The sequence below is a fragment of the Segatella copri genome, from assembly GCF_024330485.1.
Lineage (GTDB): Bacteria > Bacteroidota > Bacteroidia > Bacteroidales > Bacteroidaceae > Prevotella > Prevotella copri_L.
Map to the genome: position 1 here is coordinate 1 of NZ_JANDWX010000049.1, position 15028 is coordinate 15028.

Here is a 15028-nt window from a genome sequence, read left to right on the forward strand (position 1 = left end):
GCCAAGCAGTATGGGCAGAAAGGAGGATACCACATGATAGGCAAGCTAAAGAAGGGCAGCTCATTTGGTGGTTGCATCCGCTATGTTACAGGCAAGGACGAGGCGAAAATCATCGCCTCAGATGGCGTGTTGCTCGGTACGAATGCCGAAATGACGCAAAGTTTCGAGCTACAAAGGCAACTAAATCCAAGGATTAAGAAGCCTGTGGGGCACATAGCTTTGAGCTTCAAGCCCGAGGACAAGCCACGTTTGACGGATGAGTTTATGGCTAAGATAGCCCTTGAATACATGCAGATGATGGGCATCACCGATACCCAGTTCATCATCGCAAGGCATCACAACACGGACAATCCACATTGTCATATCGTATATAACCGCATCAATAACGAGGGCAAACTCATATCAGACAGGAATGATTACAGGCGTAATGAGCAGGTGACCAAGGCTCTAAAATCCAAGTATGGACTGACCTACGGAACGGACAAGAGCAATACTAATACTCGCAAGTTACGCAATGCTGAGCGAGCCAAATATGAGATTCACAATGCTGTAAAGAGCGCATTGAGAATGGCAGATAGCTGGGACGAGTTCAAAAGTGAACTTGCAAAACAAGGTGTTCACTTAGAGTTTGTCTATAAGGATAAGGAGCGAACCAAGGTTCAAGGCATCCGTTTCTGCAAGAATGGATATAGCTTCAAGGGTACGCAGATTAGCCGAGACTATAGCTTTGGCAAGCTGAATGCAAGACTTGGCACTGAGTATAATCGTGTATCGCCAAGAGCCGAATCTATGCAGGGAGGACAACCAAATTGTCACCAAGTAGAACAGACTCAACCAACGGCAGAACATACCCAAGACCCTTGGAGTGGTATTTCTTCCATCGGCTTGTTCGCTCCGTCTAATGCCCAAACTTATGAGCCATTCCCAGAGGATGAATCCGCCAAGAAGAAAAAGAGAAAACGCAGAAAGGGCTTCAGCCTTTGATGCAAATTACAAACTTAAAATTAGAATCAAACATGAAAGAAGAACTATTGGAAGCCATCTATGGCACAGTTGAGAGATTGGAGCAGAAAGTGGATGAGCTTTCTGCCTCCACAAAGAACGCAGGAGCGGAAACCGTTCCTGCAAGTAATGACATAACCAAGTTGGATAAGTCAATCAATGCGCTGTTTATCAAAGAAGAGGAAGTCAGAGGTAAAATATCCAAATTAAGAGATGCCATTGTTGTTTTTGCTGACCTTATTAAGGTTGAACTTGGCAAAAATGAGCAGCGAAACAAGTTCTTGGTTGATGCCGTCAAGCAGATGAGACAAGATAATAATGTTTCCTCGAAGGCATTGCAAGATAAACTTGAAGTGATGAACAACTCACCTCAAAAGAAGGTTGTAACCCATCGCTTCGAGCCAACCTCAAAGTATGTTCTTCTTTTCATTGGTGGCTTGGCTCTTTTCCTTGTCCTCTCCATTTGGGGCAATCTCACCCAATGGCGAAAGTATCAAGATTGGGAGGAGGCAGAGTTGAAGTATCGAGCATTGAAGATGGTGCTTCCATCTGATGACCCGAATATTCGCTACATCGAAAAGCATTTCAATGTGCAACGAGATGAAGATATTATCAACAATGTAAGAAATCGTGTTACTGCTTATGAGGATTCTATTCGCACTCATTAATTTTATTAAGTTTGACATACGAAAATAGCAAAAAGAAAGTATTCCCATTTGAATTATGTTTTTTTATCGAAAAGATTACTGTTTTTCTGACAAAACGCTCTTGGTACTGTTAATTATGTATAAATTCTTAAAAAATATAGAGCGCTTTTCTTGGAAACTTCAAAAAATCGCTATATATTTGCCAGCATAAAAGAGTGATATATTATGTCAACTCTTTCGTAAATTAAGTATTAACTTTCATAAACAGGGTATTATGGAAAGAAATTCGCAATTTATGTCTCTACCCAAGTCCATGGTAGATGCATTGCAAAAAGAAGAAATGCTTCTTGTTGCAGGTGGAAGTGTTGGACAAGAAGCATCTACGACCAATAATGCAGATGGTACTTGTTCGGGTACAAACAATGACAGTGGAAAATGTTCTGGCACCAACAATGGGTCAGGTAGATGCAATGTGTCTATAGAAGATCATATTTCGCACTGAAATTGTATTATTAACAAAAGCGTTGCTCACCATCAGTGGGCAACGCTTACTATAAGAATTATATATATATGAAAAATTCCCAATACCAATTTTATGAAGAAATTCTTCCACACCAATTTCTTCATTATTGTTCGGTTAGCAATTGTTTTTTATTATTAAATGAAGCATGCCATAAACTTTTTGAAGAAAACGTCCAAAATGTAGAAGTTATAAAAGCAAGGAATCCCAAACTGTATGATAAACTTGTAGAGAATAAATTTATCATTGACGATACTATTGACGAATGTGGAAATATTCTTGTTGGGAAGGAAAAAATGGTTAATAGCGATAGATTGTATAATGTCGTTGTAAACACAACGTTAGATTGCAATCTTAGTTGTTGGTATTGCTATGAAAATAGAATTGTAGGTAGCAAGCTAAGCTCTGGTGTTATAGAAGCTATTAAAAAGAACATATATTTACATTATGAAACAACTAAATTTAAGACATTAAAATTGTCTTTTTTTGGTGGAGAACCATTTTTGTATTTTGACGGGATAAAACAATTGCTTGATTATTCAAATGTATTTTGTTCTGAAAGAAGTATAGAGTTAATAGCAGATTTTACAACAAACTCCACTCTTATTACATCTGAGCAAATAAATTATCTTAAGCAGTTTAGATGCCATTTTCAGATAACTTTGGATGGGGGGCATAGTAGCCATAACAAAATTAAAGTTGATAAAATAACAGGAATGGATACCTATGCAAAAACCATCAAGACTCTAAAAGAAATTAATGAGAAGATAGGTAAGCGTTGGGTAGCTGTTAGAGTAAATTTTGATAATAGAACTTTACGAGATATAGAAGAAATAATTGACGATATAGATTTCTTAGATCGTAGAAAAACGTATGTCATAATAAAGAAAGTATGGCAGCTAAAAACTGAAAAAGTAAATACAGAAGCTCTAAAAAATGCTATCCAAACTTTTTTAGAGAGAAAATTTCTTGTAGATTATTATTTCATGCCCAAGGGTTGCGTTTGTTTTGCAGAAAGAAAAAATCAAGTTCTATTTAATTATGATGGGAAAATTTTCAAATGCACAACAATTTCTAAATTTAACGACGAAAACGCATTGGGAAAACTTGATATGATTTCTGGTAAAATCCATTGGAATGAAGAAAAAATGAAAAGTTGGTATTCAGATATGCAACCAAGCTATTGCAAAACTTGCAAATGGTTTCCAGCTTGTTTAGGCATATGTAATAGGCAATTATTGGTAAATAAAGACAAAATTTGCACTTTCGACGCTTGTAATCTTACTCAAAAAGAGTATCTGATGTATTTGTTTAAGTATAACATTCTTAAAAATGAGCTATATAAATAGAAGTATTATACTATTGATTGCGCTTGCTAACTTTGCGTTTGCTTATGCCCAGAACGTATTTCATGGAGACATTGTCTCTATGAACGGCAAGGTGGGGATAGCAAATGGATATGTGTTGCTCATACAAGACGGAAAGATTTTTAAGACAACCTCTTCAGACAAGAAAGGGCATTTTTCCTTGAGCAATGTTCCCGATGGAAATTATGCTGTAGAGGTGACATGTCTTGGCTATCAAACGTTTTGTGACTCTCTCTGCATAACTGAAACGACTAAACGCATATATAAACTGGAGGAAGAAACGAAAATATTGGACGAGGTGACAGTAGTAGCAGACCGTAGCCAGATAGTAAGGAGGACTGCCAATGGCGAGGTGTTCTATCTGTCGGCAGATGCCAAGAAGATGAACAATCCCTTTATGGCTTTACAAGAGATTCCTACCATCATATCCGACGCCAACACCTCGTCGGTGAAAATGCTAAATGGAGAAACTCCCCTAATTCTCATCAATGGCAACATGGTCAATTCGGGCATCGGTCCGATTTCCCCAGCCGACATCGAGTCCGTGGAAGTCGTAAACTCTGTTTCTGCCCGATATTTGCAAGAAGGCGTGACGAGCATTTTGAACATAAAACTAAAAAAACAGACCAAGCCATATTTATGGCTTGAAGGGGCGACACGCCATGAAATCCCGCTTGACAATGGTTTTGGCGTGGGATATTTTGAGGTGGGAAATCATAAGGTGAGCCTTTATGGCAGGGCTGCTTACCACTACAAATATCATGACGACGTGGAATCGCTCGTGAACCGTGAGAACACTGGTTACAAGCAGAGTTACCATCTGTCAACTCGCAATGATGGCAGCAAATGGATAGGCGAATTGCTGTTGAAGTACCAAATGACGGCAAGAGATTATTTTGCCGCCCAAATCTATGATTCATATCATGCCACGGAGGAAAATGGCTCGGCGTGGGGATTCTATAAAACGGACATTTTACAGGCATATGGCTTCAAATCCCTCGACAAGAATAGAAGCAACATTCTTACCACAAGTCTGTATTACAAACATACGTTTACGAAAAACAGCGAATTGGAATTGCGCTTGGCCTATAATTTCAACAAAAACAAATATACCGCCAATCGTAGGTCTTTTTATGACGAGCAACTTGACGAGGACGATACTCGTTACGACAACAAGCGCCATTCAGGAAGTTTCAACATAGACTACTCCAAGGAATTCGCCAACAACGGTTCGTTGATAGCAGGAAGCCGAAGCACGCTTGTCATGGATGAAATCAACAACTTGATGGGTAAGAATCCACTTTTTAAGCACCATAATTACAATCAATACATGTATGTTGGATATGGTGGTTCTTGCAAGTTCCTGCGCTATAATGCATCCATAGGGCTAGAGGGAATATGGGCAAAGGCTGGCGAAGTGAGTTACTGCTATTTTCGTCCGAGAGGCAATGTGAGCACGACGTGGGTCGTCAACAGCCACAACTCCGTGCGTTTGAGCTACAGGCTCACGAACACAGCTCCCAATGTGGCATATATCAATCCCTACAACACGTCAACCGACTCCTTGCTGGTCAGCATCGGCAACCCTGAGCTCAAGCCTCAAATGACCCAGTATGCTTCCGTGTCTTATACGTTGAATGTAGGGAAGCTGTATCTTACGCCCACAGTCGATTACAAATACATAAGTGACATGATAGAAAATTACGGCTACTCCAAAGGTGATGTCTATTATAGCACTTACGCCAACACTGGTCATTTCGCCCAAACTTCAGCAGGAACCGACTTGAGTTATCGTTTCAAGTGGGGGCGAGTCTATGCAGGTGGCGGCTGGAAGGCCAGCCATTTCACTGGGCAAAATGCCAAGAACTCCGCCTATGCCTCATTCGGCTTCAATGCACACGTGAAGGATTTTTCTTTCTATGGCGATGTAGATTACAATTCAAGAGATTACACGGCCTTGGCTTGCACAAAATACATACGACTTTCCGTTGCCAACCTCCAAGTGAATTACAATATCACCCCCGACTTTTACATTGGCATATGCCTACAGCATATCACTGGGGAATACCAAAGCAAGACGACCACCATAGATGGCTCTTTCCATTCCGTGACAGAGAATCATTACAAAGACCAGAAATTCCGTCCTTGGGCGATTCTGAGATATACTTTCCGTAAAAACGCAGACAAGAAGCATAAGCTTGGCAAAGTTTTGGATAGCACGGAAGAGGGTATCTCCATCTTAAGATAAAGCTATTTAGAATTAAGCACTCTGGTTAGTTTCTTATGATGTTGTCAAAAAAATAAATACAATGAAGAAATTTTCCATTTTTCGTCAACATGATTCCATGCAATGTGGCATAGCCTGCTTGCAAATGGTATGTAAATATTTCGGCAGAGAATACTCTTTGGATTCTTTGTCGAAACTTTGTTTTGCTACTACGGAAGGAGTTTCTCTGTTAGGTATCAATGAGGCCGCAAACACACTTGGCTTGCATACTACATGCGCTAGAGCTACAACTATGGTACTAGGTGAAGTCCCTTTGCCTTGTATCCTTCATTGGAACCAGAACCACTTTGTGGTTTTATATAAGGTCAAGAAAGGAAAGAAGTTCTATGTCGCTGACCCTGGAAAAGGATTGGTGACTTATAGTTTAGAAGAGTTCAAGCAGCATTGGATAAGCACAAGTTCCAATGGCGAGGACAAAGGCATCGCCATGTTCTTGGAAACCACTCCTGCATTCTTTACCTATAAGATGAAAGGGGAAGAGAACGTAAAAGAGAAAAGGTCTTTCCACTTTCTCTTTGGTTATGTGAAGAAATATCGCAACTATTTTGGGCAAATCATTTTAGGTTTGGTAGTCGGGAGCCTCTTGCAGCTTGTCTTGCCATTCCTTACCCAGTCCATTGTAGATGTCGGCATCAAGAACCAAGACATCGGCTTTGTTTGGCTTATCCTGTTGGGACAGTTGATGCTCACTATCAGCCGAACGGCAATCGACTTTATCCGCAGATGGCTATTGCTTCATATATCCTTGCGCATCAATATTTCATTGGTGAGCGACTTCTTCATCAAGCTCTTGAAGTTGCCGATGTCTTTCTTTGACACGAAGCTCATGGGCGACTTGATGCAAAGAATGAACGATCATAGCCGTGTAAACAATTTCCTCACACAGCAGACACTCAACATTACCTTTGCCATGCTCACTTTCTTTGTGTTCTCGGTAGTGCTGTTCTTCTACAACAAGTTAGTGTTTGCCATCTTCTTGCTGGGGAGTATTCTATATGGTGCTTGGATGACCTTGTTCTTGAAACGGAGAAAGGTGCTTGACTATGAGCTGTTTGAACAACAATCCATCAACAACAATAAGACTTATGAGTTTATCACCTCCATGCAGGAAATCAAGTTGCAGGATTGTGAACAGCGCAGAAGATGGGAATGGGAGGACACGCAAGCAGACTTGTTCGGCGTTCAAATGAAGTCGCTCAAACTCCAACAGACACAGGAGGCAGGAAGTATCTTCATCAACGAGGTCAAGAACATCATCATCACGGTAGTGGCTGCAACCGCCGTGATACATGGGCAAATGACACTTGGTATGATGCTTGCCGTGCAATACATCATCGGACAGCTCAACTCACCTGTGGAGCAACTGATGAACTTCTTCTATTCTCTGCAAGATGTGAAGATTAGCTTGGAGCGCATCAACGAGATTCACCAGATGGATGATGAGAACGGAAAGGAAGGCTTGCTAACTTCCATCGAGGACAAGAGTGAGGGCATTGACATCAAGAACATCATGTTCAAGTACGACCCACATGCTTTGCGCAAGACCATAGACGATGTGAACATTCACATTCCGCAAGGTAAGGTAACAGCCATCGTTGGCGCATCTGGCAGTGGAAAGACGACCCTCATCCGTTTGATGCTTGGTTATTATCCTGTCTTGGAGGGAAAAATCAATATTGGAAATACTGACATCAACAAACTCAACAAAAAGTGGTGGCGCAGACAATGTGGCGTTGTGATGCAGGATGGTGTCATATTCTCGGAGAGTATCGCACGAAACATTGCCGTTGACGATGGCGACATAGACAAGGAACGGTTGTTGAAAGCAGCCGAGATAGCTTGTATCAAGGACTATGTGATGGCTTTACCTCTGAAGTTCAACACCAAGATTGGACGTGATGGCGTGGGACTGAGCCAAGGACAAAAGCAGCGTATCTTGATTGCAAGGGCGGTGTATAAGAATCCAGACTATATCTTCCTTGACGAGGCGACCAACTCGCTCGATGCCAACAATGAGAGAAGCATCGTAGAGAACTTGGATAAGTTCTACAAAGGAAAGACGGTTGTGATAGTGGCTCATCGCCTAAGTACGGTGAAGAATGCCGACCAAATCGTAGTCATAGATCATGGCAAGGTTGTCGAGGTTGGCAATCATGAATCATTGACAGCCAAGCGAGGTGCATACTATAATTTGGTGAAGAATCAGTTGGAATTGGGAAACTAAAATGCTTTTGATATGGAACAAAAAGAATTCGATAATATTGAGTTGCGAAGCGAGAAGGTGAGGAATGTGATAGGTAAAGTTCCTCCTCGCCTCGTCAGCTTGGGGACAGTTATCATTACAATCATAGTCCTTGCCCTCGCAGTTGCTTTCTACAAGATACCTTATCCTATATCCATAGAGGCTAATGGTGAGGTCATCAATCAAAGAATAGTGCAAGTGTTTGTGCCATATAAGTATTTGTACCTTTTCGATGAGCCAAGGACGGCTCATGTATCTTTCGAGGGCAACGATAATGCATCTTATAACTGCGACATCATAAGCCATAATGCAAAACTCATACATAGGGAAGATGGCAACTATTTTATGGCAATAGCCACAATGAGTACACAGGGGAAAAATTCCCCTGTGCTGCAAAAGTACATGAAAGCCGATGTCAGAATCATCGTCAACAATAAGACCTTATGGCAGCAGATGTTAGGGTAAGCTATATCCTATATCAGCCATTTTAAAGAACATTTCGTGATTTTGCACTTACTTGTTGAATTCGCAGGTTATCTTTTAGTATTCTTTTATGTTAAAAAATATTATTTTTATGAAAAATCCAATCAAATTCTTGCAATATTAAAGATTAAAAACTATTTTTGCAACATAGAATTATGCGTGTCTTGGAAAATGATGCAGAACTTACTTACAATCACTATAGTCAAATTGAGTTCGGGCATTAAAGATAAGTTTATAGCCGTAACTTCGAATTGTACTTTTGATTCAAATTGAGGACTGCTCTACAGTGATATGTTTACAATAATCTGGCACAAGATTATATACAAACCATACAAGACAAACATGAGCGGTTGCCGAAAAGCTAATAGTAAAGAGTAAGCATAATTATTTGTATTATGAATGATGTGATAAAAAAAAGATTTCTAGAAGAATCAGAAGTTCTCTTGAAATCAGAAATGGTAACTTTGGCAGGTGGTGGCTATGACGTGAATGATACAATACAAGATCAAGTATGTCAAAATTCATGTTCAGCAAGCTGTAATGTTAGTTGTAGTTCTGGATGTTCAAAACAAAGAGCAAGTTAATGAAAATTCTCTTTAATCCGATATATCGGCTAAAAGTAGATAAAGGTAAAGTCTTTATCTTTCATAGAGGAGGGATTGTTAGTGCAGAAGACCAACATGACGAGGGATTTTGTGGAGCAATCCATCCTCTTCATGCTATTATTTTATCATTTTTAAATGGCAAGGAAATTGATGATACCATTGAGGATATAAGAAAATTTATCCCAATAGATGCTAAAGAACTTATTCAATTTATTACCAATTTAGTAGATTGTGAATGTTCTAAAGTTATTCATTACAAAAATTATAGCATAGTATTTCCGTCTCGTCTTATCATTGTTTCTGATAAGACGAGAGATATTGTGTATAATCCTAAAGATTTCTTATTGGATAATATAGATTTGTCTGTATCAAGACCTATTTCCGTATCAAAACTTACATTAATGGTTAATAATATTTGTTCAACAAATTGTTATTATTGTTATGCAGATAAGCGAAAGATAGTAGAAAATAAGATATCCATTGAACGTTATAAACAGATAATTGAAGAAGCAAAAATAAATGGTGTTGTTGCAATTGATGTAATTGGAGGTGAATTCTTTTTATATTCTCATTGGAAACAACTGTATAAATTCTTGGTAGAGCACAATTATTATCCTTTGTTAAGTACAAAAATGTGTTTGAAAGAGTCTGATATTCAATTTCTTTCTTCTAACAACTGCACTCAATTGCAATTCTCGTTAGATTCTCTAATCCCGCAAACATTAAATCGAATGTTAGGAGTAAATGATGGGTATGTTGAAAACGTAAAACATACCCTAAGACTATTAGATAAATATGGCATAAAAATTGCGATACATTCGATTCTAACGCAAAAGAATTCTACAGAAGAGGATTTTAAATCAATATTTGACTTTATAAAAGATTTTACCAATATCCTTTATTGGAAGCCTGATGTTGGAGCGGAATCAATTTATGTAAATACCGCAGTTCATGGTTCAATTGTACCCACAAAAAAGGCTCAAGCATCTGTATCTGTATTATGTAATAAATTACAGAAAAATGCTAACTTTCCGATTCTATCTTCAGGACTTGAAGAAAAAGAGATGCCCTCTTCTGCTAAAACTTGGGCCAAGTTTAATGAAAGAAGTGTTTGCGCTGGCAATTATCTTCAATTGTTTGTCCTGCCAGATGGCAATGTTACCATTTGTGAAGAATTATACTGGCATCCAAAATTTATTGTGGGCAACATTTTAGAACAATCACTCAATGATATATGGAATTCTAAGGCAGCTTTGAATCTTTATCATCTAAAGCAATCAGAAATTTCAGATGTTAGTCCATGTAAGACCTGTAGAGATTACGAAGCATGTAGAATTCCTAAACAAGTGTGCTATAGAGATATTGTAAGGAAATACGGTGCAAAACATTGGGATTATCCAGACGTAAATTGTCCGAAGTGTCTATGAAAAAGTACTTGTATATTCTTTGTTGGTGCTTTGTGCAATGCACACTAACGTGCTTTGCACAAAGTAATCTGATGGCAGCATCAGACACCATAAAACTTTCAGAGGTAACCGTCTCTGCAGAAAGACCATTGGTTCAGCGTAAGGCGGACAGAATGATAGTTAGTGTAGAGCACAGTAAAATGCTGAAAGCTCGTTCACTTTCCAACATTTTGCAATTGATTCCAGACGTAGATTATGACGGAGAAGGAGGCATTAGCGTTATGGGGAATAGTGTCAAGATATACGAACGTGGAAGATTGTTGAACCTGAGAGGTGCGCAACTTAAAAGTTATCTTTCTTCTTTGCGTGGCAATGAAATTAAGAACCTGGAGATTCTTCCTCAAGCAACCGCCGAATATGATGCGGAAGGGGGTACTGCAATTCTTGTTATCAATCGACAGAAGAAGCATGAGTATGGAATTTCGGGTTATGTTGGTAGCGAGTATGAACGGAAAAGCAGAAATACTTTCTCAGAATATACTGGATTGACATATTCATGGGGCAAACTTGCTCTCTATGGCAATATGTCCTTTGAACAGTCGAAAAGCAGAACAAAAACCGCAGAAAACGACTATGGAAGTGGCGTAATTATTGATAGTCAATCGGAAAGTTCAGACAAAGGGAACTACTATATGCCAAAAATAGGACTCGACTTCACCATCTCTCCCAAGCAATATTTGGGTATCGAGTGGTCGGGCAGTTACTCGAAAGACTATTCCTACGACTGTTGGGTTAATTCTTCGATTGTTGACAACAGTCCACACCCAACGAGCATCAAGAGTTTTGCACCATATACGTTAAAGGACAACACTAATAACGTTACCTTAAACTATGAATGGACGACAGATACACTAGGCAGTAAGATGAACATTGTTGCCGATTATGCAGGAAAAAGAGAACGAGATTTGTATAAATATGAGAACAAATATGTTTTATACGGAGGTTCGGACAGTATCGTATCAAAGTCGCAACCCTCAGTCGAGGGTATAGACATTTATAGCGCACAGGTAGATTTTACAAAGATTATAAATCATCATCAGTTCACCCTTGGAGCCAAGTACGTGTATGCAGACATCAATTATAATAGCAAATTGTATCTCGGTAATGCAACCTTGGCAGGCATACTATCGGAAGCCATTGAACAGCGAGACAATTTCAAATACTCTGAGCAACGATTCGCAATATACGGAATGTATAGATATACTTTTCACCCTTGGGAGGTACAGATAGGAGTGCGTAATGAATATACAGAGTGGAAAACTCGGCAAAAGGTGAAAGACCAATTGAGTAATAACCAGAATGGCAACACACTCTTCCCATCATTCTTTGTGAAAAGAGATATTGGAGAGGGAAACGCTTTGTCGCTGAGTTATACGCAATCCATAAATCGACCGTCGTACCAGATGGTAAATCCGTTCGTCTTTCATTTGTCTGAAACATCTTATAAGGAAGGCAATCCTAATTTAAGAGGTGAGTTACTGTATAATGCAGCATTGCAATTCGTTCTGAAATCAAGATACGTTTTCTCACTTTCAGCACTCTTCATAGACAAAAAAATCAATGAAATGTACGAGCAGATTGGAGAAAGACAAACTCGCTATACATTGAGAAACGATGGCTCAACAAAGAGATTGTTGCTATATATGGGTATACCTTTTAAATGGGGTATATGGAATTGTAGAAATAATGTAGAGTTGAGTCAGAGTTTATATCAGAATAGTATCAAACATGTTAACGACTTCGGGGTTGCTCTGACTAGTTTAAGTCGATTTAGACTGTCAAAACAATTTACGGCAATGGCAAACATTCGCTATGTGAAACATTATAAGCAACTCTATCTTATTCAGAAAACCGATTTGGTTAACGTTGACATTGAGGGCGATTACAACTGCTTTAATGACAAACTGAATATCAATTTTGGTGTGAAAGACTTACTTAATAGTAGGGGAAAGAATCGGCAAGTATTCAAAAATGGTGATTTTGAACACCATTCAAACTTCGATTTTCTTTCAAGAAAGTTCTTTGTTGGCATGACGTTTAGTTTTTCCGCAGGAGCAAAACGCACAAGTCGACATGGCAAGACATATTCAAATGAAGATGATAAAGAAAGAATGTAGAGCACTTGGATAGGCTTATATCCGAACATTTGTTGCTATCTCCGTAAGAGTTCGTTTCTCCATCCTTGTGGAAATCCCATGGCATGTAAATCAATATTGGGATAATCTGCAAATTTGAGCAGAGAGCTTTTCAAATCCATACAAGGAGTTATAGTTTGCTCCATATATAATAAGGTACATAACTGATGGTACAGTTTGATAGGCTTTTGGGTTGGAGTTATCCAAGCAAGGGGAAGCCGATTTGGCAATTGTGGCTTCAAGGCAAAACGCCTATTCCATATACGAGCATGGTGGGCACAACAATTTCGAAGCACGGTTATGCACCTTACCCAACTTTCCAAGTAAGTGTATTGAGGAAGCCCAAACTCTCTTGCCACTTGCTTTTTGAGACGATTGTCCTTGAATAGACAAAATAATTTGGAAAGCGTACCAAACGAAACGACCTCCAATGTTTTCCACACAGGAGGGAGAGAAGGAAAAGTATATTTCTCGGAATGCTCCTTGATGAAATCTTCATTTGAACGAGACACCTCTTTCTTGATATTGTCAAGGCAGCCTTCATAAAAGTCTGCATTTTTGAACAATGATGCATCCATAAACCAAAATGCACCATGCTCCATAGAGAACACCTGAATCATTTTGGTTCGAAGAGAAATCTCTATATCTTGAATTGCCTTGAATATGAGTTGTCGAAGTTCTTTGTCAAAGAGATAAAGGTCGATGGCTTGTTCAAATGTACTACCCAGCTTATAATGATGAAACTGCCTGTCTTCCTCCATATATCGTAGGTAACTGGCAATACGGAAATAGCTGATATTTAGAAGCTGCAATTTGGCAGTTGCAATATCCTCTATCACCAGCCCTCTGTTTTGGAGCAAGGCAACCTGTTCTTCTACGTTTATCAGTTGTTTGTCGTAATCCATATACCCTTTATAAAAAGCGAAGTCCCACCGTGGTACGCATCGTTGAGAGGCGTGGTGGGATTTGTTGCTGCAAAAATACTCTTTTTTTATTGGAAGCTCCAAATATTTTCTTCAAAATCTACTTATCAAATATGGATTTTAACGTAAAAAGTTCTAATTTCAATGATTTTCTCCTTGCATACTATGGAAAATTTAGAAATTTATCGTACCTTTGCCCTCGATTAAAGGCGTTCTTTGCATATTGCAAAATACAGAAACGAGCAGAAGTCCGCTCGTTTCCATATTGTTACCTATATAATATAGGCAAACTCCCAACTTCTTGATTTTCAATCAAAGTCCAATTTAGAGCGAGTTACACAATATAACTCATAGCTTTGTGATGAGATAGTCATAGTTTTAGGGGCAATGAATGTATGCATCTCGATACCGCTAAAAAATCGATTACAAATTACAATTTCAGTTATTACAGTTTTATTTTGACCCAATATCACGCTTTTAAAATGTAAGTATAGAAAAGTATATATAAATATATAATTATATATTTATATATAAATATTTGTAGTAACAGATTGTTACTACCTTCAAACCCTTATACCCCCTCAGGAAAAAACTGTAATAACTGAAATTGTAATTACCGTAATACAAATAATCTTCAAAAATCCTTGGTTGTTTCAAAAACATTTCGTACCTTTGAGGGCAGCATTGCTAAAGCATCCTGATGAAGCTTTGATGGATGACATCGGGGAAATGTGGTCGTTAGAGTGCTCACCTAAGTATTATGTTGATTGTTGGATGAACATGATGCAAAAGTTTTTTGATGTGAATGATGCCTTGAAAGGTATCCTTATTAAAGACATTTTCGAAAAATATTAAATGGTAAATTACTCAAGTTTCGCAAGTTTTGCTCCACACGCCCTGAACCAACGGTCACCGGCCGAAGGGAAAGGTAAAGGGCAGAAGCATTAAAAACAGAAAGCCCCCGATGCTATACGCACCGGGGGCTTTCCCTGCATATATTTTATCTGAAAATTCTGCCCAAATATTCAGAATAGCTTAAAATGAGCGATTTATGAGTGTTTTACCTCAATAGAGGTAATAATTTAGCAACGGTTCTAATTTCTGCAATGTGCATATGTTTGCTTGTCAAACAACTCTTTTCGTTTGCAAAAATATAACAATTTATTGGATACACAATAAAATGTATGTTTTTTAACGATTGATAATGATAAGTGAAAATTCTGTGGATGAACATCTCGGTTAATAAATCCTGAGATATTCATCACACAGAATTTGGGTATTGCATTTTAGAGGTTGATTTGAAAACCAATACTTTTCTAAAAACGATTAATCTCATCCTCAGCAGAACCGC

At 38.7% G+C, this 15028-nt stretch carries 10 protein-coding genes; 9 read left to right on the forward strand and 1 reads right to left on the reverse strand.

Going from position 1 to position 15028, the window contains the following annotated elements; translation table 11 throughout:
- Positions 1-33 precede the first annotated feature (33 nt).
- The 9 genes from NNC77_RS15400 (at position 34) to NNC77_RS15440 (ending at position 12736) form a co-directional block, all read left to right on the forward strand.
- The gene (locus NNC77_RS15400; protein ID WP_254971709.1) at positions 34-984 is read left to right on the forward strand and encodes a relaxase/mobilization nuclease domain-containing protein; all 951 of its coding nucleotides are present in this window, start codon (positions 34-36) and stop codon (positions 982-984) included.
- 32 nt (positions 985-1016) lie between these two features.
- Positions 1017-1670 (forward strand): hypothetical protein, encoded by a 654-nt coding sequence (locus NNC77_RS15405; RefSeq protein ID WP_254971698.1) that lies wholly within the window; start codon positions 1017-1019, stop codon positions 1668-1670.
- Between the two features lie 253 nt (positions 1671-1923).
- Positions 1924-2151 carry a hypothetical protein gene (locus NNC77_RS15410; RefSeq protein ID WP_234564041.1) on the forward strand — a complete coding sequence of 76 codons (228 nt, stop codon included), beginning with the start codon at positions 1924-1926 and terminating at the stop codon, positions 2149-2151.
- A gap of 68 nt (positions 2152-2219) precedes the next feature.
- Positions 2220-3518 (forward strand): radical SAM/SPASM domain-containing protein, encoded by a 1299-nt coding sequence (locus NNC77_RS15415; protein WP_118416895.1) that lies wholly within the window; start codon positions 2220-2222, stop codon positions 3516-3518.
- Positions 3502-5784: a TonB-dependent receptor gene (locus tag NNC77_RS15420; protein ID WP_254971700.1), complete on the forward strand. Its 2283-nt coding sequence runs from the start codon at positions 3502-3504 to the stop codon at positions 5782-5784. Before NNC77_RS15415 ends, NNC77_RS15420 begins: the two co-directional genes overlap by 17 nt.
- 61 nt (positions 5785-5845) lie before the next feature.
- Entirely contained in the window at positions 5846-8047 is a 2202-nt protein-coding gene (locus NNC77_RS15425) for a peptidase domain-containing ABC transporter (protein WP_254971702.1), read from the forward strand.
- 12 nt (positions 8048-8059) lie between these two features.
- A complete protein-coding gene (locus NNC77_RS15430; RefSeq protein WP_254971703.1) occupies positions 8060-8530 on the forward strand; it encodes a hypothetical protein in 471 nt (156 codons plus the stop codon).
- A 601-nt stretch (positions 8531-9131) separates the two neighbouring features.
- Entirely contained in the window at positions 9132-10580 is a 1449-nt protein-coding gene (locus NNC77_RS15435) for a radical SAM/SPASM domain-containing protein (RefSeq protein ID WP_254971704.1), read from the forward strand.
- Between the two features lie 71 nt (positions 10581-10651).
- The gene (locus NNC77_RS15440; protein WP_254971706.1) at positions 10652-12736 is read left to right on the forward strand and encodes an outer membrane beta-barrel family protein; all 2085 of its coding nucleotides are present in this window, start codon (positions 10652-10654) and stop codon (positions 12734-12736) included.
- A gap of 35 nt (positions 12737-12771) precedes the next feature.
- Here the strand turns inward: NNC77_RS15440 and NNC77_RS15445 are convergent, their stop codons facing one another.
- The gene (locus tag NNC77_RS15445; protein WP_254971707.1) at positions 12772-13659 is read right to left on the reverse strand and encodes an Abi family protein; all 888 of its coding nucleotides are present in this window, start codon (positions 13657-13659) and stop codon (positions 12772-12774) included.
- Positions 13660-15028: the final 1369 nt, after the last annotated feature.

Excerpts from the sequence above, each read along its gene's own strand:
- NNC77_RS15440 (WP_254971706.1), top strand. The coding sequence starts at position 10,652 with ATGGCAGCATCAGACACCATAAAACTTTCAGAGGTAACCGTCTCTGCA.
- NNC77_RS15405 (WP_254971698.1), top strand. The coding sequence starts at position 1,017 with ATGAAAGAAGAACTATTGGAAGCCATCTATGGCACAGTTGAGAGATTG.
- NNC77_RS15435 (WP_254971704.1), top strand. The coding sequence starts at position 9,132 with ATGAAAATTCTCTTTAATCCGATATATCGGCTAAAAGTAGATAAAGGT.
- NNC77_RS15425 (WP_254971702.1), top strand. The coding sequence starts at position 5,846 with ATGAAGAAATTTTCCATTTTTCGTCAACATGATTCCATGCAATGTGGC.
- NNC77_RS15445 (WP_254971707.1), bottom strand. The coding sequence starts at position 13,659 with ATGGATTACGACAAACAACTGATAAACGTAGAAGAACAGGTTGCCTTG.
- NNC77_RS15420 (WP_254971700.1), top strand. The coding sequence starts at position 3,502 with ATGAGCTATATAAATAGAAGTATTATACTATTGATTGCGCTTGCTAAC.
- NNC77_RS15400 (WP_254971709.1), top strand. The coding sequence starts at position 34 with ATGATAGGCAAGCTAAAGAAGGGCAGCTCATTTGGTGGTTGCATCCGC.
- NNC77_RS15430 (WP_254971703.1), top strand. The coding sequence starts at position 8,060 with ATGGAACAAAAAGAATTCGATAATATTGAGTTGCGAAGCGAGAAGGTG.
- NNC77_RS15415 (WP_118416895.1), top strand. The coding sequence starts at position 2,220 with ATGAAAAATTCCCAATACCAATTTTATGAAGAAATTCTTCCACACCAA.
- NNC77_RS15410 (WP_234564041.1), top strand. The coding sequence starts at position 1,924 with ATGGAAAGAAATTCGCAATTTATGTCTCTACCCAAGTCCATGGTAGAT.